Raw genomic sequence first — 20,209 nt, forward strand, 5'->3', positions numbered from 1 at the left:
CGCCTGGTCCCATCTGCGGGTTCCCGGCGGCAACGGATACAGTCACGCCCAGGCAACCACGGGGACAGGAGAGGGCCATTACCGGCAACCGGCTGACGAGCTGGGCGTTCGCCGACGCCTTTGTCGCCGAGGACGAAGCACTGCACTGGGCCCGGGACCGGGCCCGGGAGGCAGGGCTGCGCTCGGTGTCACCCGGCACGGGCGCCGCGCTGCGACTGCTCGCCGCCACTGTGGGCGCCAAGGCGGTCGCGGAGATCGGGACCGGGACCGGGGTCTCCGGGATTCATCTTCTGCACGGCATGCGGCCGGACGGTGTACTGACGACCGTGGATCCGGAGCCGGAGCACCAGCAGTTCGCCCGCCAGGCCTTCCGCGCGTCCGGCTTCGCGAGCAACCGGGCCCGCTTCATTCCGGGCCGCGCGCTGGACGTTCTGCCCCGGCTCGCGGACGCCGGCTACGACCTCGTCTTCTGCGACGGTGACCGTCTCGAGTGCCTCGACTACCTCGCTGAATCGTTGCGCCTTCTGCGGCCCGGCGGCTTGGTCGTCTTCGAGGGCGTCTTCGCGAACGGCCGGACCGTGGAGTCGGGCCCGCAGCCCACGGAGGTCCTGCGGCTGCGCGAGCTGCTGCGCACGATCCGCGAGAGCCAGGAGCTGATTCCCTCGCTCCTGCCGTCCGGCGACGGCCTGCTGTGCGCGGTCAAACGCTGATCCCGCACCTCGCCGGACCGCCCAAAAACCCCTGCTGACCTGCGTGAACATGCGGGGCATACCTCGCTGGCGCACCCTGAAAACCCACTGCCCCGGCATCACTTTGGATGCCGGGGCAGTGGACAGGTATGGTCGCGTTCCGCGTCAGCCGACGACCTTCTTGAGGGCGTCGCCGAGCGCGTCGGCCTCGTCAGGGGTCAGCTCGACGACGAGCCGACCGCCGCCTTCGAGCGGAACGCGCATGACGATGCCCCGCCCCTCCTTGGTCACCTCGAGCGGGCCATCGCCCGTCCGCGGCTTCATGGCCGCCATGCTCGTTCCCCTTCCTGAAACCAGCTCATCGTCGCCGACGGCCCCACTGAAGGGCACGCATCCTCTCGTCGGACACGCGTCACCGGCATCGAACACATTGCTTCCAGGCCATTATCCCGCATCTCAGGACCCGATGACCAACATCAGTCGGCATCGCTTGCGCAACGCACTTGAGCAAAACCACTCAATTCGCCGAAGTGGCTGCGATACTGCGCCGCTGTCGCACCGCTGCATGGACTTTCGGACGCCGGAATTCTTTGACGCAGGTCACATGTCCGAACCCCGCTGCCCCTCATGATCTCCGCCATGCTGTCCTCAGACCAGAACGTACCGACGGGTACGACGGAGCCGCGACACCTGAGGGGACCATCATGGCCGACACCGTGCTCTACGAGGTGAGCGACGGACTCGCGACGATCACGCTGAACCGCCCCGAGGCGATGAACGCGATGAACATCGAGACCAAGGTCGCCTTCCGCGAGGCGGCACAGGCGGCCGCGGCGGACGACTCCGTACGGGCCGTGCTGCTCACCGCCGCCGGTGACCGGGCCTTCTGCGTGGGCCAGGACCTCAAGGAGCACATCGGCGGGCTGACGACGGCGCGCGAGTCGGAATCGGGCGAGGGTGTCATGAGCACGGTCCAGGAGCACTACAACCCGATCGTGCGGGCCCTGACCGGGGCGGCGAAGCCGGTAGTGGCGGCGGTCAACGGCGTCGCGGCCGGTGCCGGCTTCGGTTTCGCGCTCGCGGCGGACTATCGCATCGTTGCCGACACGGCTGCCTTCAACACGTCGTTCGCCGGGGTCGCGCTGACCGCCGACTCGGGGATCTCCTGGACGCTGCCGCGGGTCGTCGGGCCGTCGCGGGCCGCGGATCTGCTGCTCTTTCCGCGCAGCATCACCGCGCAGGAGGCGTACGAGCTGGGGATCGCCAACCGGGTTGTGCCGTCTGCCGAGCTGGCGGCTGAGGCGGTGAAGGTGGCTCGGGGGCTGGCCGAGGGGCCGACCTTGGCGTACGCCGCGCTCAAGGAGTCCCTTGCGTTCGGGCTCTCGCACTCTCTGGAGGAGACGTTGGAGAAGGAGGACGAGTTGCAGACGCGGGCCGGGTCTTCTGAGGATCATGTGATCGCTGTGCAGGCGTTCGTCAACAAGGAGAAGCCGAAATATTTGGGGCGGTGATCGTTTGTGGGGAGCTGCGGGTTCGGTGGGGGGCTTGTCGCGCCCACGATGGGAGTCCCCCCGCTCGCGAAGCCGAGAGTGGGGGAGGAGCCGCATGTCGATACAGCCCCGCGCCCCTGAAGGGCGCTCCTCAGTGGACCCTTGCTACACAGTCCTGCAAGTGGTCGTCCACCAAGCCGCAGGCCTGCATCAAGGCGTAGGCCGTTGTGGGGCCCACGAAGCGGATGCCTCGTTTTTTGAGGGTCTTGGAGAGGGCCGTTGACTCGTCGGTGACGGCCGGGACGTCGGCGAGGGCCTTCGGGGCCGGGCGTGTTGTCGGGTCCGGGGCGAAGGACCAGATCAGTTCGTCCAGCTCGCCCGGTGCCCATTCCGTGAGCACCCGGGCGTTGGCCACCGTCGCCTCGATCTTGGCGCGGTTGCGGATGATGCCCGGGTCGCCGAGGAGGCGGTCCTTGTCGGCGTCCGTGAACGTGGCGATCTCGGCGATCTTGAAGTCGGCGAAGGCGGCGCGGAAGCCCTCGCGGCGGCGCAGGATCGTGATCCAGGAGAGGCCCGACTGGAACGCCTCCAGGCACAGCCGCTCGTACAACGCGTCGTCGCCGTGGACCGGGCGGCCCCACTCCTCGTCGTGGTACGCCACGTAGTCCTCGGCCGACAGGGCCCAGGGGCAGCGCAGGGCGCCGTCGGGGCCCTTCTGGGTGTCGCTCACCGGTGGTCATCCTCGGCGGGCTTCTCCAGGGAGGTGCCCCGGGCCGCGTGCGCCGCTCCGGCCAGCGCCGCTTCCAGGTCGGCGATCCGGACGTCCCGCTCGGCCAGCTCGGCACCGAGGCGGCCCAGGGCGTCGTCCACGTCCGCCATGCGGTAGCCGCGCATCGTGAGCGGGAAGCGCAGGGCCTCGACGTCGCCGCGGTGCAGGGGGCGGTCCACGGACAGCGGATCCCGCAGGCGCTCCGGCGGGACCTCGGGAAGTGCGGCGCTCTCACCGCCTCCCACCACGGAGAGAGTCACCGCCCCGACCACCACGACGAGGGCGACGACCAGGAACAAGAACATGTACATCGCTGAGGTCCCCACGCTCTGGTGCCGACGCGGACGCGTCGGCGCGGAAAGTGTCAGGCTCCGATCGTGCCATGCGACTCTGACAGTTAGGGTCGCAGGCGGCGGAACGGCGACATCCGCTGCCGACTACTGGGAGAGGTCACAGGGGATGCTCAGGCTGGGCAGGCGCGAGTTCGAGGCGCACGAGCCGGTGATCATGGCGATCGTGAACCGGACCCCGGACTCCTTCTACGACCAGGGGGCCACCTTCCACGACGAGCCCGCGCTCGCGCGCGTGGAGCAGGCGGTGTCCGAGGGTGCCGCCATCGTCGACATCGGCGGGGTCAAGGCCGGGCCGGGCGAGGAGGTGACGGCCGAGGAGGAGGCGCGGCGGACGGTCGGGTTCGTCGCCGAGGTGCGGCGCCGTTTCCCCGACGTGGTCATCAGTGTCGACACGTGGCGGCACGAGGTGGGCGAGGCGGTGTGCGAGGTGGGCGCGGACCTGCTCAACGACGCGTGGGGCGGGGTCGATCCGCTGCTCGCGGAGGTCGCCGGGCGGTACGGGGTGGGGCTGGTGTGTACGCACGCCGGTGAGACGCAGCCTCGGACTCGTCCTCATCGCATCGCCTACGACGATGTCGTGGCCGACATTCTTCGGGTGACGTCGGCGCTGGCCGAGCGGGCCGTGGAGGTGGGGGTGCCGCGGGAGTCCGTGCTCATCGATCCCGGGCACGACTTCGGGAAGAACACGCGGCACAGTCTTGAGGCGACGCGGCGTCTTGGGGAGCTGGTGGACACAGGTTGGCCTGTGCTGGTCTCGCTCTCCAACAAGGACTTCGTGGGCGAGACGCTCGACAGGCCGCTGAAGGAGCGGGTGGTCGGGACGCTCGCGACTACCGCCGTGTCGGCGTGGCTGGGGGCGCAGGTGTACCGGGTCCATGAGGTCGCCGAGACGCGGCAGGTGCTGGACATGGTGGCGTCGATCGCGGGGCACCGGCCGCCGGCGGTGGCCCGGCGGGGGCTGGCGTAGGGCCTTTTTCGCCCCCGCCGCCCCTGCCCTCCCCCACTCTCGGCTTCGCTCGAGCGGGGGGTAGGGGGGCGGGGGCGAGAAAAAGGCTGCCCCTACCTCCCCGCCTCCTTCGACACCAACGCCACCGCCTCGTCCACGTCGTCCGTGAGGTGGAACAGGAGCAGGTCCTTTTCCGAGGCCTTGCCCTGGGCGATCAGGGTGTTCTTGAGCCAGTCCACCAGCCCGCCCCAGTACTCCGTACCGAAGAGCACGATCGGGAAGCGGGTGACCTTCTGGGTCTGGACGAGGGTGAGCGCCTCGAAGAGTTCGTCGAGGGTGCCGAGCCCGCCGGGCAGCACCACGAACCCCTGGGCGTACTTCACGAACATCATCTTCCGCACGAAGAAGTAGCGGAAGTTGAGCCCGATGTCGACGTACTGGTTGAGCCCCTGCTCGAAGGGCAGCTCGATGCCGAGGCCGACGGAGATGCCCTTCGCCTCGCAGGCGCCCTTGTTGGCCGCCTCCATGGCGCCGGGGCCACCGCCCGTGATCACGGCGAAGCCCGCCTCGACCAGACCGCGCCCGAGCGCGACCCCCGCCTCGTACTCCGGAGAGTCCGCCTTCGTCCGCGCCGAGCCGAACACACTGATCGCGGGCGGGAGTTCGGCCAGCGTGCCGAAGCCCTCGATGAACTCCGACTGGATGCGCAGCACCCGCCAGGGATCGGTGTGGACCCAGTCCGACGGCCCGCCGGCGTCCAGCAGCCGCTGGTCCGTCGTGCTCGCCTGCACCTGCCCCCGCCTGCGCAGCACGGGGCCCAGCCGCTGCTCCTCCGGTGGCCGCTTCTTGCCCTCCGGGTTGCCAGTAGCCATGTCCGCTCCCTCCACGCGTGCGGGTCGTTCCACCCCAGCGTAGATCTACGCGGGTTACGGAGGGGGGACGCCGACATGTCCGCCGTGAACCGCCGTCAGGTACGGGTCAGGCGGTCAGCCACGCCCTCAGCCTCTCCTCGCCCGCCAGGATCTTCGCCGTTTCGACGCGTTCGTCCCGCTTGTGTGCCAAATGCGGGTTGCCGGGACCGTAGTTGACCGCCGGGACGCCGAGCGCGCTGAAGCGGGAGACGTCGGTCCAGCCGTACTTGGGCTGGGGGGTGCCCCCGACGGCCTCGATGAAGGCGGCGGCCGCGGGGTGGGAGAGGCCCGGCAGCGCCGCGCCACTGTGGTCGTCGACCACGAACTCCGCGATGTCGCAGTCGGCGAAGACCTCGTGGACGTGGGCCAGCGCTTCGGCCTCCGTACGGTCCGGCGCGTAACGGAAGTTGACGGTCACCACGCACTCGTCGGGGATGACGTTGCCCGCCACTCCGCCCGAGATGCCGACGGCGTTGAGGCCCTCGCGGTATTCCAGGCCGTCGATGACCGGATAGCGCGGCTCGTAGGAGGCGAGGCGGGCGAGGATCGGGGCGGCCGCGTGGATGGCGTTGGAGCCCATCCAACTGCGCGCGGAGTGTGCGCGCTCGCCCTTCGTCCTCAGCAGCACCCGCAGGGTTCCCTGGCAGCCGCCCTCGACCTGGCCGTCGGACGGCTCCAGGAGGACCGCGAAGTCGCCCTGCAGCCAGTCGGGGTGGGCCTCGGCCACATGCTTCAGACCGTTGAGGTGTGCGGCGACCTCTTCGTTGTCGTAGAAGACGAAGGTGAGGTCGCGGTTGGGGGCCGGGACCGTGGCCGCGATCCGCAGCTGGACGGCGACACCCGACTTCATGTCGCAGGTGCCGCAGCCCCACAGCACGCCGTTCTCGTCGAGGCGCGAGGGCACGTTGTCGGCGATCGGGACCGTGTCGATGTGGCCTGCCAGGATCACTCGCTCGGCCCGGCCCAGGTTCGTACGCGCCACGACGTTGTTGCCGTACCGGTCGACCGTCAGGTGCGGCAGGGCTCGCAGGGCGGTCTCGACGGCGTCCGCGAGGGGCTTCTCCGTGCCGCTCTCCGAGGGGAAGTCGACGAGCTGCGCGGTGAGCCGGGCGGCGTCCAGGGCGAGGTCAAGTTGGGTGTCGGCCATGCCGTCGACCCTAACGCGGCGCGCGTCCGGGCCCGGCCGGCGACCGGGCGACGACCGGGCGGAGTGCCGGGCAGCGGTCGAGCCCAGGTCGAGCAGGAGTAGGGCGGCGGTCGGGCGGTGGTCGGGCCACAGCCCTGTATCGGACTCCCGGCCGTTTCGGCAAACCGGCACGACTTCCGGGCCCCAGGATTTTCCACAGCTCCACAGATTCCACACAGTACTCTCCAGTATCTTGTTGCAAGTGGCAGCGCCTTCCCCCACTTCCGCCCGTTCCTTACGCCCTTCGCGCCGCGGCCGTCTTCTGCGTTCGGGAGCCGCTTTAGCCGTGTTACTCGCCCTCGCGGGCTATCTCGCCGTGCAGTACCTGACCGGGAGCAGGGGCGAACCGAAGTGCAAGGTCGTCGCGGGCAACGGCGACGGAGAGTCGTACGAGTTCACGGCGGAACAGGCGGTGAACGCGGCGACGATCACGGCGGTCGGCACCCTCCGCGGCGTGCCCGAGCGTGCCGTCACGATCGCCCTCGCGACGTCCCTCCAGGAGTCCGCCCTGCTCAACATCGCCCACGGCGACCGGGATTCACTGGGCCTGTTCCAGCAGCGGCCGTCGCAGGGCTGGGGCACCGAGAAGGAGATCCTGGACCCGACGTACGCGGCGGACGAGTTCTACGAGCACCTGGAGAAGGTGCCGGACTACACGAAACTGCCGCTCACCATCGCCGCGCAGCGCGTCCAGCGCAGCGGCTATCCCGAGGCGTACGCGAAGCATGAGCCGGACGCCACGCTCCTCGCCGCGGCCCTGACCGGGCGCGCGGCCGGCACCCTCACCTGCGAGGGACGGCCGAGCACAGCGCCCGACGGCCCGGAGACGGTGCGTTCCGCGCTCGTCCGGGACTTCGGGCGCGACGTGCTCCGGAAGGTGGGCGCGGAAGCCACCGCCACCTCACCGGCTGCCACCTCACCGGCCTCCGCATCGGCATCGGCATCGGCATCGGCGGCCGTACCGTCCGTCTCGTCCACCGGCGCGAGCAGCCCCGGCGGCCCGCAGACCGTGACCTTGACCGTCCCGAAGGCCCCCGCCGCGCAGGGCGGGGCGCTGCGGCGGGGCTGGGCACTGGCGCACTGGGCCGTGGCCAACGCGTCCGCGCTGCACGTCGACCGGGTCTCGTACGCGGGCCGGGCGTGGACGGCGGGCAACACCCAGAGCGAGTGGCGCGACGACGGATCGGGTGCGCGGAACGCCACGGACGAAGTCCGAATCGTCACCGGTCAGTAGTACGGGCCGTCACCCGTTCGGGGCACTACCGGCGCGGCATCTCGACGGCCCGCCAAGGTTTTCCTCCGGCGCGTCCCGCGTCTCCCGCGAATCCGCAAAATCCCTTGGGGACAAAGGGCCGTAGCGATTCGGCAGACTTTCTCACCGGGCGTTCTTTGCCCGGGTTTCTCCGCAGCCGATAATGCGACGCATTGCCAACTCTTTACATTGGGCCACCGCAACCTTCGCGGACTTCGAGCGGTAGTCACTGCGTCCGAGCCCGGAACGATCAACAGCCGGTCGATCAACGGAAGGCCGACATCCAGTCGGTCAACTGCCGGGCACGGCACGACACTTCACCGTTCTCTTCCGTCAAAGGAGCATCATGTCCCTCCCCCTGACCCGCCGGATCGCCCGTGCCGCGCTGCTCGTCGCAGCGGGAGCGGCAGCCGGGGTCGGTGCGGCCGGCTCCGCGAGCGCGGCCGAACTGCCGGCCACCCCCGACCTCGGCGGGCTGACCGCGCTGGACAACGCGGGCACCACCGTCGACGGCGCCACGCAGAACGCCACCGGGCTCGCGGGTGACGCGGGCAGCAAGGCCGTCAAGAAGGCCGTGCCGACCGCGGGCAAGACCGGCGGCAAGGCCGTCAAGACCACGACTCCCGCCGCCCAGAAGACCGCCGGGGATGCCGCCGGGACCGCGGGTGACGTGCTCGGTGACGCCGCGGGGGCCACCGGTGGTGGGCTGCCGACCGATTCCGTTGCCAAGGGTGGGCTGCCCGGGGCGGAGCAGCTGCCGCTGAAGGGGCTGCCGCTCGGCTAGCCGCCTGGGCTGTGTCGCGAAGGGGTTCAGGGAGTTTCCCTGAACCCCTTCGTTTTTGCCCGGTGGGTGGGTGCGGCTGCGCTGTGGCTGGTCGCGCCCACGCGGTGGAGCCGCAAATCGATACAGTCCCGCGCCCCTAAGAAACGCCCCCGCCCGGGCAATTAATCAAGTCAGGCGGGCTACCGCCGCCCCTACCCGTTCGTCCGTTGCCGTGAGTGCCACGCGTACGAAGGTGTCGCCTGCCGGGCCGTAGAAGTCGCCCGGGGCCACCAGGATGCCGAGGTCCGCCAGGTGGGCCACCGTGTTCCAGCAGGGCTCGTCCCTCGTGGCCCAGAGGTAGAGGCTGGCCTCGCTGTGTTCGATGCGGAAGCCGTGGGCCAGGAGGGCGTCGCGGAGGGCGGTGCGGCGGGCCGTGTAGCGGGCGCGCTGTTCGTGGACGTGGGTGTCGTCGGAGAGGGCGGCGACCGTCGCGGCCTGGGTGGGCGCGGAGGTCATCATGCCGCCGTGCTTACGGATCTGGAGCAGGTCACCGAGGACCGCGGAGTCACCGGCCAGGAACGCCGCGCGGTAGCCCGCCAGGTTCGACCGCTTGGAGAGCGAGTGGACCGACACGATCCCCTCGTACGAGCCGCCGCACACCTCGGGGTGCAGGACCGAGACCGGGTCGGCCTCCCAGCCCAGCTCGATGTAGCACTCATCGGAGAACACGAGGATGCCGTGCTCGCGCGCCCAGGCCACGATCCGGGTCAGTTCCGGGAGGGCGAGCACTCGGCCGGTCGGGTTCGACGGGGAGTTGAGCCACAGCAGCTTCAGGCCGGTGGGGTCCAGGTCCGTCGGGTCCTCGTATGCCACGTAGTCCGCGCGGGCCAGGCGGGCGCCGACCTCGTACGTCGGGTACGCCAGGCGCGGGTAGGCGACCCGGTCGCCGGGGCCGAGCCCCAGCTGCGTGGGCAGCCAGGCGACCAGTTCCTTGGAGCCGACCACCGGCAGGACGTTGCGGTGGGTGAGGTCCCGTGCGCCCAGCCGTCGCTCGCACCAGCCCACCAGGGCGTCCCGCAGCTCCGGCGTGCCCCACACCGTGGGATAGCCGGGCGAGTCGGCCGCCGCGACCAGAGCTTTCTGGACCAGGTCGGGCACCGGATCGACCGGAGTGCCGACGGACAGGTCGACGATGCCGCCCGGGTGAGCGGCGGCCGTCGCCTTGAAGGGCTCCAGCTTGTCCCAGGGAAAGGTGGGAAGCCGGTCGGAGACTGCGGACACGGGTTCTGCTCACTTTCTCGTACGAACGTACGGACGTACCGGTGGCCCGTTCTGCGGGCGCGTCCTGCGGGCGCGTCCTGCGGGCCCGTCCTACGGGTGGCGCGTCGTACGGGGTGGCGGCTTCGTACGGCAAACGCCTCGGTCCCGTACGGCGGCAGGCCGTACGGGACCGGGGCGGCACTCTACGGCTGGGCGGGACCCCAGCGTACGTACTTACTGGTTCTGCGGCGGCAGCGCTGCGACGAAGGGGTGGTCGCGCTCGATGAGTCCCAGTTTGCTGGCACCGCCGGGCGAGCCGAGCTCGTCGAAGAACTCGACGTTCGCCTTGTAGTAGTCCTTCCACTCCTCGGGAGTGTCGTCTTCGTAGAAGATCGCCTCGACCGGGCAGACCGGCTCACAGGCTCCACAGTCGACGCATTCGTCCGGGTGGATGTACAAGGACCGGGAGCCCTCGTAGATGCAGTCGACCGGGCACTCCTCGATGCACGCCTTGTCCTTGACGTCGACACAAGGCTGCGCGATGACGTAGGTCACGCTGTCGTTCCTCCTCGATAGGGCGCTGGCGAGCCGTCTTCAGGCCTCCGCCACCTGGCGCGCGGGAGCGCGGCGTCGTCGATGCCCACACCTAGTATCTCCGTTCTTGGGCATGATCCGAACAGGAGGGTTGGACTGAGCTGTGGAATTCTCCGCACACTTCCGGCTCAAGGTCCGCGTTACCCGCGCTGACGTGGGAAAACGTGTCTCGGTTCGACGGTTGCACGAAGACGCTCCTGAGGGTGAGAAGTTCACCGACACGGTTGGCGTTCTCACATCATGGGATGACGGTGTGCTCCTGATCACACGCCGGTCCGGGGAGAGTGTCCGGATTCCGGAGTCGGCGCTGGTGGCGGGCAAGGTCGTGCCCTCCGCGCCCGCCCGCCGCCGGGGTCCGGCGGCCTCGTACGAGGAACTGGCGCGGGTCTCCGCACGGGCCTGGCAGCCGGTCGAGCGGGAGCGGCTCGGTGAGTGGGAGCTGCGGGCCGCCGCGGGGTTCACCCGGCGCGCCAACTCGGTGCTGCCGCTCGGCGACCCGGGCGTCCCGCTGGACGAGGCCCTGTCGCTCGTACGGGAGTGGTACGCGGCCCGGGGGCTGCCCGCGTACGTGCAGACCGCGACCGGGGCCGCGGGCACGCAGGAGCCGCTGTGCGCGGAGCTGGAGGCGCGGGGGTGGGTGCGTGAGGTGAGCGCGGAGATGTGGATCGGCGCGCTGGCGCCGATCGGTGATCTCCCGGACCCCGACCCGGACCGGGCCGTCGTGCTGGCGCGCGAGGCGGACGAGGCGTGGCTGGGCCGCTACCAGCGCAAGGGCGTGAGCGGGGTGGCCCTGGAGGTGCTGGGCAGCGGGCCCTCGGTGTGGTTCGCGACCGTGCCCGGCGCCGAACCGGGCATACCTGCGGCCATCGGCCGCTGTGTGGTCGACGGGCGCTGGGCCGGTTTCGCGGCGGTGGAGGTCGATCCGTCCCTGCGCCGCCAGGGCCTGGCCACCACGGTCATGGCCGCCCTGGCCCGCCAGGCCCTGTCCGAGGGCGCCTCGGCGGCCTGGCTCCAGGTGGAGGCCGACAACGCGGGCGCCCGGGCCCTGTACGCGGGGATGGGCTTCGCGGCGCATCACGCGTACCACCACTATCGCGGGCCCGCGGCACCGCGCGGCGGGACCCCCATGACCCCCGCTGGTGCCGACGAACACATCGGCCAGGGCCCCGGCGGCGAAATCCGTGGAGAAGTCCGTGGCGGAGCCACACAGCGGTATCGATCGGCGTGAAAGGGCACGAGGCAGCTATGCGTCCTCTTCATCCTCCCGGGCCCGAGCGGAGCGCCGCGTGGCGGCGGCGGTTCGGCGACGAGGCGCGGGCCGAGCGGCCCGACCTGTCGGCGTTGTGTCTGCTGGTGGGCGCCCAGGCGGACGGGGGGCTGGACGAGGCCGGGATGGACGCGGCGCAGATCGAGCTGGACCGGCTGGCCGGGGAGCTGCCGTTCGGGCCCGGCGGGCCGCGGTCCTGGGCCGCGGCGCTCGCCGAGCATCTGGGCGGCCGTTGTGGGTTCCGGGGTACGCCCGGTGACTATCAGCGGCTGGACTCCTCGCTGTTGCACGAGGTGCTGCGGCGGCGGCGCGGGCTGCCGATCCTGTTGTCGGTGGTGTGGATGGAGGTCGCGAGGCGGGCGGGGGCGCCGGTGTACGGGGTTGCTCTGCCGGGGCATTTCGTGGTCGGGTTCGGGCCGCCGGAGCAGCAGGTTCTCGTTGATCCGTTCGACGGTGGCCGGGTGCTGACCGGGACCGATGCGGAGCTGCTGGTGGCCGGGGCGACGGGGGCGCCGCTGGATCCGTCGATGCTGTCGCCCGCGGATCCGTTGGACGTCGTCCTGCGCATCCTCAACAATGTCCGGGCCTGGGCGGCGGCTCGGCCCGAGCAGTCCGATGTGGCCCTCTGGGCCGTCGACTTCTCCCTGTTGCTGCCCTCGCATCCCGCTCGGCTTCGGTACGACCGGGCCCAACTGCTCGTTGAGCGGGGGGACTTCCTTGCGGGGGCGACGGAACTCGATGCGTACGCGGAGGTTGTGGCGGCCGTTGACTCGTCGGCGGCCGACAGGGTTCGGCGGCAGGCGCAGGCGGCTCGGGCGATGCTCAACTGAGTTTTGGCTGAGCCGCAGCTCTCTTGCCCAGGCGCCGTAGGGCTGTTGTCGTCGTGCGGCCACGGGCGCGTTGTGGCTTGTCGCGCAGTTCCCCGCGCCCCTACGGGGCGCCCCTGAAGGGGCTCTACAGCCAGCCCTTTTCCCTCGCGATCCTGACCGCCTCCGCCCTGTTCCGTGCCGCCAGTTTTTGGATCGCGGTGGAGAGGTAGTTGCGGACCGTGCCCTGGGAGAGGTGCAGGGTTGTCGCCAGTTCCGCGTTGGTGGAGCCGTCGGCCGCCGCGCGGAGTACCTCGCGTTCGCGGTCCGTCAGGGGGTTGGCGCCCTCGGCCAGGGCCGCCGCCGCGAGCGCGGGGTCGATGACGCGTTCGCCGGTGAGGACCTTGCGTATCGCTTCGGCGAGTTGGGCGGCGGGCGCGTCCTTCACGAGGAAGGCGTCGGCGCCCGCCTCCATGGCGCTGCGGAGATAGCCGGGGCGGCCGAAGGTCGTGAGGATGACCAGCTTGAGCTCGGGGAACTCCCGGTGGAGCTCGGCCGCCGCCTCGATGCCGGTGGCGCCCGGCATCTCGATGTCCAGGAGCGCCACGTCCACGTCGTGCCCGCGTACGGCGGCCAGCACCTCGTCGCCGCGCGCGACCTGTGCCACCACGTCGATGTCCGGTTCGAGGCCGAGGAGGGCGGCCAGGGCCTCGCGGACCATCGACTGGTCCTCGGCGAGCAGGACCTTGATCGTTCGGCTCATGCCCCGGATCCTACGGCTGGGGTGGCCGCGGGAACGCGGGCCAGTAGCCGAAACCCGTGCCGTGCGCTTCCCGCCTCCAGCTCCCCGCCCACCTTCTCCAGCCGCTCCCGCAGTCCGGTCAGCCCGTTGCCCGGACCGCTGCCAACCCGGTTGCCCGGACCGCTGTCGGGCCCGCCTCCGTCGTCCTCCACGCTCAGCTCCAGCACCGGTCCGTCGAGTGTCTGCCGCCGTACCAGCTCGACCACGCAAGCCCGGGCCCCACTGTGGCGTACGACGTTGGTGACGGCCTCGCGCAGTGCCCACGCCAGCACGGACTCGGTGTCCGAGGTGACGCCGGTGAGGTCGGGTTCGGCCGGCAGTTCGGCCGTGATGCCCGCCGCGGTCAGGGCGACCCGCGCGCCCGCGAGTTCACCGGGCAGCCGGGGCCGCCGGTAGCCGGTGACCGCCTCCCGTACGTCGACCATGGCCTGGCGGCTGACGTTCTCCATGTCGGCGACCTGCTGGGCCGCCTTGTCGGGGTGGTCGGGCAGCATCCGGCCCGCGAGCTCGCTTTTCAGCGTGATCAGCGAGAGCGAGTGGCCGAGCAGGTCGTGCAGGTCGCGGGCCAGCCGCAGCCGTTCCTCGTTGGCGGCGAGCTGGGCGACGGTGGCACGGGCCTCGCGCAGCTCGATCGTCGTACGGATCAGGGTGCGGACGCCCACCATCGCGAATCCTCCGAGGAGCGCCGGAAGGAGCAGCGAGGCCAGGTACTCGTCCCCCTCCGGTACGGAGAAGGCGATCACCGTCATCAGCGCGGACACGCCCGGGACGGTCAGCCGTGCCAACCGCGGTGGCAGTGCCGCGCCGGACGCGACCGACACGTACACGAACAGGACGAGCCACTCGCGGCCGAGGGTGAGCGAGAGGATCGAGGACTGGGCCGCGAGTACAGCCAGTGAGCCGAGCACCACACCGTTCGTCTCACCGCGTCCGGCGCGGAAGATCAGGGCGAAGTACCAGACGACGAAGGCCACCAGGCCGATGACGCCGAGGACGCGGACTCCGTCACTGTGCCCGCCGTGCAGCAGGTCGCTCACGGGCGCGCTCAGGTAGGCGAGCCAGATGCTGGTCCACAGGAGCTTGACCGCCCGCTGCTTCCGGTTCGTGGGGCGCTGCCCGATGCCGATCTCCACGCCGCTCACGCCTTCAGCGTGTCCTTCCTGTACAGCCAGGCCGCGCCGCCCGCGAACAGGACGAAGGAGACGGCGAGGATGGCGAGGTCCTTCGCGTGCGGGGCCTGGCTCTGTTCGATGGCCTGCCCGAGGGCAGCGTACGCGTGCGTGGGCAGCCACTTCGCGATGTCCTGCAGCCAGCCAGGGAAGGTCGTCGTGGGCATCCACAGGCCGCCCAGCATGGACAGGCCGAAGTACACGATCATCGTGATCGGGCGGACCGCGTCACCACTCGCGAGGTAGCCGATGGCGACCCCGAGCGCGGCGAAGACGAGGCTGCCGGCCCAGATCGCGCCGGTGAGCGCGAGCCACTGCCAGGCGTCCAGGCGTACGTCCTTCACGGCCGCCGCGACCACGAAGACGATGACGATCGACGGCAGGCTGATGACGGCGGCGCTCGCGGTCTTCGCGAGGACATAGCCGCGTCCCGGCAGGCTCGTGAGCCGCAGCTGCCGTACCCAGCCGCTCTCGCGCTCCTTGGCGATGCGCTCACTGTTGCCCATGAGGACGGCGGTCAGGGCGCCGAAGGACGCCATGGAGACCATGAAGAAGGTCGGCAGCGTGAGCCCGGTGCCGTCGACCGTGGTGGTGCCGTCGGCGCTGCCCGCGATCAGCAGGAACAGGCCCGAGGGGTAGATCACCGAGAAGAACAGGAACTTGCGGTTGCGCAGGGCGCGGGTGATCTCCAGCTTGATCAGGCTGTTCATGCCAGACATGCCGGACATGGCCTTCACGGGGTTCATGGCGTTCATGGCGTTCATGAGGTGCGCGCCTCCTCGGCGGCGGTGATGGCGACGAAGGCCTGCTCCAGACCGAGCCCGGCCACTTCGAGGTTGCGCGGGTAGACGCCGAGCCCGTACAGGGCGTGGACGGTCGCGTCGGCGTCGGAGGACTGGACGCGGACCGTGTGGCCCGAGACGTCGAGCCGGGTGAGGAAGGGCAGGGCGCGCAGCGCGGGCTCGTCGATCGGCCCCTCCAGGTCGAACGCGATCCGCCGGGCGCCGGCCTTCGCCTTGATCTCGGCGGCGCTGCCGTCCGCCAGCAGCCGCCCCCGGTGCAGGACGAGCACGCGGTCGGCGATGGCGTCGGCCTCCTCCAGGTAGTGCGTGGCGAAGAGGACCGTCCGCCCCTGGTCGGCCTGCTCGCGCATGGTGGCCCAGAAGGCCTGACGGGCGGAGACGTCCATGCCGGTCGTCGGCTCGTCGAGCACGATGAGGTCGCTGTCCCCGGCCGTGGCGAGCGCGAAGCGGACACGCTGCTGCTGGCCGCCCGAGAGCTTGTTGACCTTGCGGTCCGCGATCTGTGTGAGGCCCGCGCGGGCGAGCACGTCCGGCACGGGGAACGGCTTCGGGTGCAGGTCGCGGGCGAGCCGCACCAGTTCGCGGACCGTGACCTCGTCCATCAGCCCGCCGCTCTGCAGCATCGCGCCGACGCGCCCGCCGACGATGGCGTCCCGGGGGCTGCCGCCGAACACCCGCACCGAGCCGCTGTCCGCGTGCTTCAGGCCGAGCAGCAGGTCGAGCGTGGTCGACTTGCCCGCGCCGTTCGGCCCCAGCAGGGCCACGGTCTCGCCCGGGTGCAGGGCGAGCGTGAGCCCGTCCACGGCCCGTACGCTTCCGTAGGTCTTGGTCACCTGATCGAACCCGACCACCGAGCCGTTGGCCGCCGCGGTCGCTGTCGCTGTCGCAGTTGCTGTCATGTGAGCCAGCGTGGCGCGAGGCGGGTCCCGTCCGGCAGTGTCGGCCGTCGTGACTCCCGGATGACAGATGTCATGTGGGGGGGGTACGCACAGGTATTCAGGAGTACGCAGAGGTACTGAGGTACTGAGGTACTGAGGTACTGAGGTACTGAGCCACTGAGGAGTACCCAGAGGTATTCAGGGGGATCGCATGAAGCTCACCGTGCTCGGCGGCTGCGGCGCCTGGCCGACCGCCGACCAGGCCTGTAGCGGCTACCTCGTCGAGGACTCCGGTTTCCGGCTGCTCCTCGATCCCGGGTACGCCACGTTCCCCCGTCTCCTCGACCACATCACCGCGCGGGAGGTCGACGCGGTGCTGGTCACCCACGGCCACCCCGACCACTGCGCCGACCTGAACCCCCTGCTCCGGGCCCGCGCGCTGGCCGAGGCCCCGCCGCAGCCCGCACTCCCGCTGTACGCACCGGAGGGCGCCCTCGACGCCGTCCTCGCCCTGGACCGGCCGGGCATGCTCGCGCCCGCGTACGACCGCCGCGATTTCGTCCCCGGCGACCGCCTCACGATCGGCCCGTTCGCCGTCGAGACGGTGTCCCTGCCCCACCACGTGCCCGGCGCCGGCCTCCGGCTGACCGCGGGAGGCAGCGTCCTCGCGTACACCGGCGACACCGGCCCGAGCCCCGCGATCGCACGGCTGGCGCGGCACGCGGACATCCTCCTGTCGGAGGCGACGTACCCGTACGAGGTTCCCGCCGAGGACGCGGCCTGTCTGCTCACCGCGCGACTGGCCGGACGGTACGCGGCCGAGGCCGGAGCCGCGCGACTACTGCTGACGCATCTGTGGCCAGGGACGGACCCGGCGATCGCGCTGCGGGCCGCGGCGGAGGCGTACGGGGGCCCGGTCGCCGTCGCGACACCCGGCCTCGTCGTCGAGACGACCGGGCCCGCACCGACGACCACGGCCACCATCACGGCCACAACCACAATCGCGGCCACGGCCACGACTACGACTACGACCACCGAGTAAGGGCCAGGGCTCCCCCTCTCCCCCGGCTCAGATCCTCTTGGCTCTCAGCGCCTCAAGTGCGTTCGCCACCGAGTGGAGGAAGGCCGCGTACGCGTGCGTGCTGCACGGGAGTTCCGGGTTCCAGGGCGCCACGGTCACGGCCGAGGTGAGGGTGCGCCAGGCGGGTGCGGACTCCAACTCCCCGGCCGGTACGGCGTTCCCAGCCCATACGGCACCCGCCCCTTAGACACCCGCCCGACGCGGGACCACTCGGGTCACGATGAGCCGAACGTCAGAACGGGACAAGGGGACACCCGGCCATCGCCGGGTGCCCCCTTCAACCATCAGCTCAACCGGTCCGCGCAACCAGTCAGCTCCAACCGGTCCGCGGCTAGTTGGGGTTGGTCTCGATCACTCCGATGCGGTCCGCCGGCGTCTTGCCGACAAGAGCCTTGCGCATCGCACCGACCACGTCCTGGGGGGTCACGGCGGTCTTGCTGCCGTTGCCCCGGGTGATCAGTACGCCGTCGAACGAGTCGCGGTACCGCGACTTGAGCACGGGCAGGTCGTAGTACTCGACCAGCTTGCCCTGAGCGTTGGCCTTGACGCTGATGAACCTCCACAGGGAGATCTCGGGGCTGAACTCGACTGACACCCCGCCGGCCTTGATCGTCACGCTGGCGGACATCACCGGCTCGGCGAACGCCTTCATCATGCGGTCGACCTCGGCCTTGGTGACCTTGGGCTCCTTCGTCGTGGTCGGGACCTTGACGGGCGCCGCGTTCCCGGTCTCGACCTGCGCGCGGTACGCCTCCTCGACGGACTCCGTCGACCGGCCGATGTCGATGCCCTGGCCCGCCTTGCCGTAGACGGCGACGGCCTTGCCCGGCTCGAACTTGATCGTGCCCTCGGTCGCCGAGCCGGAACCGCCCGCGGCGCGCTCCAGAGCGGCCGCCAGCTTCTCCTCGTCGACGGGCATCACGGGGTCGACGACTCGATGGTTGCCGAGCAGCGAGCCGATCACCGAGACGGGGTTGTAGTCGCTGCCCGCCGCGGCCCGTACCGTCGCCTGGCTGTCGAACTGGAGGCCGGCCTGATCCGGCCTGAGCGCGACGGTGTCGCCCTCGACCGAGAGCTGCAGCGGCTTGGCCGCCCCCGCCTTGAAGGCGTCGTCGAGCTTCTTGACGGCCTCGTCACGGGTGCCGCCGCCGATCTCGATGCCGAGCACGGTGGTGCCCTTGGGCACGTCGGAGTGGTTCATCAGCAGCCCGGCGCCGTACGCGAGCCCGCCCAGGCCCACCACTCCGGTGACCAGGAGCACCAGCTTGTTGCGGCCCTTTTTCTTCGGCTTCGACCGGGTGGCGGCGGGCGCCACCGGCGAGACCGGTTCAGGGAGCTTCGGGGGCTGGTGCTGCAGCGGTCCATCGCTGCGCGCGCCCGGTCCGAACGGTGAGTTCGGGGCGGACGGCACGACCGGGATGCCGCTGGTCAGCGTGTGTCCGGAGACGTTCTCACCGGTGCCGCCGTAGCCCGGCGTACCGGGTTCGGGGGCGGGCTTCTGCGGAGTGAGGATCGCGGTGTCGTCGCTCATCCCGCCGCCGGGCCCCGAGGAGAAGGCCATGCCACTCTGAACGCCCTTGCCACCGGGGAAGCCCGAGGCGTCGTGAGCGCGGGGGCCGTCGTGTCCGCCAGGCCCGCCGGGTCCCGCGTGACCGCCAGGTCCGCCGGGGGCACCAGGACCGCCGGGGGAACCGGCGCCGTTCTGGACACCGGTGGCACCGGGTCCGCCAGGGAAGGCCGAGCCGTGCTGAGCACCGTTGGGCCCGGGGAAGGCCGAACCGCTCTGGGCGCCATTGGGCCCCGGGAAACCCGAACCGCTCTGGGCACCGTTGGGCCCAGGGAAACCCGAGCCGTCCGGTGCTCCGGGACCGCCGGGGCCCCCGGGCCCACCGGGTCCTCCGGGAGCGCCGTGGAACGCCGCGGCACCCTGGCCGCCGGGCAACCCCTGGCCGCCCTGGCTGCCCTGACCGGCCTGACCGGCCTGACCGGCCTGACCGTTCTGGTCGCCCACGCCGCCACGGATGCGCGGGCCGCCAGGCCCACCGCCCTGACCGCCAGCTCCAGGCCCAGGCCCAGGCCCGCCAGGGAAACCCTGGCCACCGGGACCGCCGGGACCACCCTGGCCGCCGGGACCGCGCACACCGCCGGGCGGCGTCAGCTGACCGGCGCCGGTGACCGGTCCGCCGGTCGGGCCCGAGGGTCCGCCCTGGCCGCCGGAGAAGTACGGAAGTCCGTCGCGCCGTGGCTCACCGCCGCCGACGCCGTCGCCCGCGCCGTCCGGCGCGTACGGCGACGAGCCCGGCGCGCTGCCCAGCGGCCCCGCCGCCAGTGCCGCGGACACGTCGAAGGAACCGGTGCCGCCGCCATGGCCGGGCGCCACAGGCCCGGTACCGCCCGCGCCGGGCAGCCCCGCGCCGTTCGTACCGCCGGGCCGGGCGCCGCCGGGCCGAGCCGCACCACCGGCGCCTGAACCGCCTCTGGGCGCACCGGAGGCAGAGGGACGCGCACCAGGCGTACCGGGCGTACCGGGCGCCCCTGAAGCGCCAACTCCCGCCCCGGACACCGCCGCCGAGCCCTGCGCAGCCGAACCGCCGGGCGTCCCGGCGCCGTTGGTGCCGCCACCGCCCGGACCGCCCTTGGGCGCACCGGACTTGCGTGGCGCGAACCAGTCGCTCGTCTTGTCCTCGGCGCCGCCGCCGGTGGGCAGGCGATGGGATCCGGTGTCGGAGTCCACGGGCCCGACCTGACCGGTACTCGGTCCGGTGTCGACGGGGGCCGGCGCGGGCACACTCGTACTGTCGGAGGAGTCTCCGCCCGCGACGGGTGTGCGCACGACGACCGGTGGAATGGGCCGGGATCCGGGGATGTTGATCCGGATCCGGGTCGTCAGAGTGGTCTCGGTCCTGGGCTGTTCCGGCCGGTCGGCAGCGGAACGCCCGGTGTCGGCGGCGTCGTCGGAAGCCTTGGGCGTTCCGTACGGCGGAGTCCCCGACGGGTATGCGGTTCCGCCGCGCCCGTTGGGCCCGGAGGACGAACTGTCAGTTTCACGACTCAAGGCAGGTTCTCCTGGTTGGCTCCACCGCCCGTGTACTCGACCTCGATACCTCGATTCGGGCGGCTCGGCGGCGCGCACCACCATACTGGCCACTTGTCACCATCATCTTGCGGCCACAGCTGAAACCCACACCGG

At 71.2% G+C, this 20,209-nt stretch carries 21 protein-coding genes; 8 read left to right on the top strand and 13 right to left on the bottom strand.

Translation table 11 applies throughout. From position 1 onward, the window contains the following. Positions 1-11 precede the first annotated feature (11 nt). Complete coding sequence (locus OHA11_RS15155) at positions 12-710, top strand: O-methyltransferase (protein ID WP_323186768.1); 699 nt, start codon at positions 12-14, stop codon at positions 708-710. A gap of 144 nt (positions 711-854) precedes the next feature. Here the strand turns inward: OHA11_RS15155 and OHA11_RS15160 are convergent, their stop codons facing one another. Next, on the bottom strand, positions 855-1,022 hold the full coding sequence (locus OHA11_RS15160; protein ID WP_003966491.1) for a DUF3117 domain-containing protein: 168 nt from the start codon (positions 1,020-1,022) through the stop codon (positions 855-857). A 371-nt stretch (positions 1,023-1,393) separates the two neighbouring features. Between OHA11_RS15160 and OHA11_RS15165 the strand changes: the two genes are divergently transcribed. Next, complete coding sequence (locus OHA11_RS15165; protein ID WP_266496473.1) at positions 1,394-2,200, top strand: enoyl-CoA hydratase/isomerase family protein; 807 nt, start codon at positions 1,394-1,396, stop codon at positions 2,198-2,200. Between the two features lie 130 nt (positions 2,201-2,330). On the opposite strand, the gene OHA11_RS15170 is transcribed toward OHA11_RS15165, so the two are convergent. Continuing rightward, on the bottom strand, positions 2,331-2,909 hold the full coding sequence (locus tag OHA11_RS15170) for a DNA-3-methyladenine glycosylase I (RefSeq protein ID WP_323186567.1): 579 nt from the start codon (positions 2,907-2,909) through the stop codon (positions 2,331-2,333). Further along, on the bottom strand, positions 2,906-3,259 hold the full coding sequence (locus tag OHA11_RS15175) for a DivIVA domain-containing protein (protein ID WP_266496475.1): 354 nt from the start codon (positions 3,257-3,259) through the stop codon (positions 2,906-2,908). The genes OHA11_RS15170 and OHA11_RS15175 overlap by 4 nt, the downstream gene beginning before the upstream one ends. Before the next feature lie 148 nt (positions 3,260-3,407). Between OHA11_RS15175 and folP the strand changes: the two genes are divergently transcribed. Further along, positions 3,408-4,268 (top strand): dihydropteroate synthase, encoded by an 861-nt coding sequence (gene folP / locus OHA11_RS15180; protein ID WP_266496478.1) that lies wholly within the window; start codon positions 3,408-3,410, stop codon positions 4,266-4,268. Positions 4,269-4,360: 92 nt separating this feature from the next. On the opposite strand, the gene OHA11_RS15185 is transcribed toward folP, so the two are convergent. Beyond that, positions 4,361-5,119, bottom strand: coding sequence for a TIGR00730 family Rossman fold protein (locus OHA11_RS15185; RefSeq protein ID WP_055618012.1), 759 nt, complete (start codon positions 5,117-5,119; stop codon positions 4,361-4,363). Positions 5,120-5,225: 106 nt separating this feature from the next. Beyond that, positions 5,226-6,305, bottom strand: a complete 1,080-nt coding sequence (gene dapE, locus OHA11_RS15190) for a succinyl-diaminopimelate desuccinylase (protein WP_266496484.1) — start codon at positions 6,303-6,305, stop codon at positions 5,226-5,228. Positions 6,306-6,630: 325 nt separating this feature from the next. On the opposite strand from dapE, the gene OHA11_RS15195 reads away from it, so the two are divergent. Together OHA11_RS15195 and OHA11_RS15200 are read left to right on the top strand one after the other, a co-directional pair. Then, a complete protein-coding gene (locus OHA11_RS15195; RefSeq protein WP_266496487.1) occupies positions 6,631-7,578 on the top strand; it encodes a heavy metal transporter in 948 nt (315 codons plus the stop codon). Between the two features lie 364 nt (positions 7,579-7,942). Further along, complete coding sequence (locus OHA11_RS15200) at positions 7,943-8,380, top strand: ATP-binding protein (RefSeq protein WP_266496489.1); 438 nt, start codon at positions 7,943-7,945, stop codon at positions 8,378-8,380. Between the two features lie 165 nt (positions 8,381-8,545). Here OHA11_RS15200 and OHA11_RS15205 read toward each other — a convergent pair whose 3' ends face one another. Beyond that, the gene (locus tag OHA11_RS15205) at positions 8,546-9,640 is read right to left on the bottom strand and encodes a bifunctional succinyldiaminopimelate transaminase/glutamate-prephenate aminotransferase (protein WP_266496491.1); all 1,095 of its coding nucleotides are present in this window, start codon (positions 9,638-9,640) and stop codon (positions 8,546-8,548) included. Positions 9,641-9,853: 213 nt separating this feature from the next. Beyond that, positions 9,854-10,174, bottom strand: coding sequence for a ferredoxin (gene fdxA / locus OHA11_RS15210; protein WP_019058397.1), 321 nt, complete (start codon positions 10,172-10,174; stop codon positions 9,854-9,856). Positions 10,175-10,316: 142 nt separating this feature from the next. On the opposite strand from fdxA, the gene OHA11_RS15215 reads away from it, so the two are divergent. Then, positions 10,317-11,441 (top strand): GNAT family N-acetyltransferase, encoded by a 1,125-nt coding sequence (locus OHA11_RS15215; protein ID WP_266496494.1) that lies wholly within the window; start codon positions 10,317-10,319, stop codon positions 11,439-11,441. Between the two features lie 17 nt (positions 11,442-11,458). After that, complete coding sequence (locus tag OHA11_RS15220; protein WP_266496497.1) at positions 11,459-12,310, top strand: transglutaminase-like domain-containing protein; 852 nt, start codon at positions 11,459-11,461, stop codon at positions 12,308-12,310. Positions 12,311-12,434: 124 nt separating this feature from the next. On the opposite strand, the gene OHA11_RS15225 is transcribed toward OHA11_RS15220, so the two are convergent. Genes OHA11_RS15225 through OHA11_RS15240 form a run of 4 tightly spaced genes read right to left on the bottom strand, consistent with a single transcriptional unit; the run spans position 12,435 to position 15,959 of the window. After that, complete coding sequence (locus tag OHA11_RS15225) at positions 12,435-13,049, bottom strand: response regulator transcription factor (protein ID WP_266496500.1); 615 nt, start codon at positions 13,047-13,049, stop codon at positions 12,435-12,437. Next, positions 13,046-14,230 carry a sensor histidine kinase gene (locus OHA11_RS15230; RefSeq protein ID WP_266496503.1) on the bottom strand — a complete coding sequence of 395 codons (1,185 nt, stop codon included), beginning with the start codon at positions 14,228-14,230 and terminating at the stop codon, positions 13,046-13,048. Before OHA11_RS15230 ends, OHA11_RS15225 begins: the two co-directional genes overlap by 4 nt. Next, positions 14,227-14,967, bottom strand: a complete 741-nt coding sequence (locus tag OHA11_RS15235) for an ABC transporter permease (RefSeq protein WP_266507187.1) — start codon at positions 14,965-14,967, stop codon at positions 14,227-14,229. The genes OHA11_RS15230 and OHA11_RS15235 overlap by 4 nt, the downstream gene beginning before the upstream one ends. Positions 14,968-15,017: 50 nt before the next feature. Beyond that, a complete protein-coding gene (locus OHA11_RS15240; protein WP_266496505.1) occupies positions 15,018-15,959 on the bottom strand; it encodes an ABC transporter ATP-binding protein in 942 nt (313 codons plus the stop codon). 190 nt (positions 15,960-16,149) lie between these two features. Between OHA11_RS15240 and OHA11_RS15245 the strand changes: the two genes are divergently transcribed. Beyond that, complete coding sequence (locus OHA11_RS15245) at positions 16,150-16,980, top strand: MBL fold metallo-hydrolase (RefSeq protein ID WP_266496507.1); 831 nt, start codon at positions 16,150-16,152, stop codon at positions 16,978-16,980. 27 nt (positions 16,981-17,007) lie between these two features. On the opposite strand, the gene OHA11_RS15250 is transcribed toward OHA11_RS15245, so the two are convergent. Both OHA11_RS15250 and OHA11_RS15255 read right to left on the bottom strand, forming a co-directional pair. After that, a complete protein-coding gene (locus OHA11_RS15250; protein WP_266496509.1) occupies positions 17,008-17,157 on the bottom strand; it encodes a hypothetical protein in 150 nt (49 codons plus the stop codon). Positions 17,158-17,350: 193 nt separating this feature from the next. Continuing rightward, entirely contained in the window at positions 17,351-20,158 is a 2,808-nt protein-coding gene (locus OHA11_RS15255) for a hypothetical protein (RefSeq protein WP_266507189.1), read from the bottom strand. Between the last annotated feature and the right edge of the window lie 51 nt (positions 20,159-20,209).

Source organism: Streptomyces sp. NBC_00878, from assembly GCF_026341515.1.
Lineage (GTDB): Bacteria > Actinomycetota > Actinomycetes > Streptomycetales > Streptomycetaceae > Streptomyces.

What these genes read in the sequence shown, in the direction of transcription:
- dapE (WP_266496484.1), bottom strand. Translation starts at nt 6,305, where the DNA reads ATGGCCGACACCCAACTTGACCTCGCCCTGGACGCCGCCCGGCTCACC.
- OHA11_RS15220 (WP_266496497.1), top strand. Translation starts at nt 11,459, where the DNA reads ATGCGTCCTCTTCATCCTCCCGGGCCCGAGCGGAGCGCCGCGTGGCGG.
- OHA11_RS15240 (WP_266496505.1), bottom strand. Translation starts at nt 15,959, where the DNA reads ATGACAGCAACTGCGACAGCGACAGCGACCGCGGCGGCCAACGGCTCG.
- OHA11_RS15175 (WP_266496475.1), bottom strand. Translation starts at nt 3,259, where the DNA reads ATGTACATGTTCTTGTTCCTGGTCGTCGCCCTCGTCGTGGTGGTCGGG.
- OHA11_RS15255 (WP_266507189.1), bottom strand. Translation starts at nt 20,158, where the DNA reads ATGGTGGTGCGCGCCGCCGAGCCGCCCGAATCGAGGTATCGAGGTCGA.
- OHA11_RS15235 (WP_266507187.1), bottom strand. Translation starts at nt 14,967, where the DNA reads ATGAACAGCCTGATCAAGCTGGAGATCACCCGCGCCCTGCGCAACCGC.
- OHA11_RS15160 (WP_003966491.1), bottom strand. Translation starts at nt 1,022, where the DNA reads ATGGCGGCCATGAAGCCGCGGACGGGCGATGGCCCGCTCGAGGTGACC.
- OHA11_RS15200 (WP_266496489.1), top strand. Translation starts at nt 7,943, where the DNA reads ATGTCCCTCCCCCTGACCCGCCGGATCGCCCGTGCCGCGCTGCTCGTC.
- OHA11_RS15165 (WP_266496473.1), top strand. Translation starts at nt 1,394, where the DNA reads ATGGCCGACACCGTGCTCTACGAGGTGAGCGACGGACTCGCGACGATC.
- folP (WP_266496478.1), top strand. Translation starts at nt 3,408, where the DNA reads ATGCTCAGGCTGGGCAGGCGCGAGTTCGAGGCGCACGAGCCGGTGATC.
- OHA11_RS15245 (WP_266496507.1), top strand. Translation starts at nt 16,150, where the DNA reads ATGAAGCTCACCGTGCTCGGCGGCTGCGGCGCCTGGCCGACCGCCGAC.
- OHA11_RS15225 (WP_266496500.1), bottom strand. Translation starts at nt 13,049, where the DNA reads ATGAGCCGAACGATCAAGGTCCTGCTCGCCGAGGACCAGTCGATGGTC.
- OHA11_RS15185 (WP_055618012.1), bottom strand. Translation starts at nt 5,119, where the DNA reads ATGGCTACTGGCAACCCGGAGGGCAAGAAGCGGCCACCGGAGGAGCAG.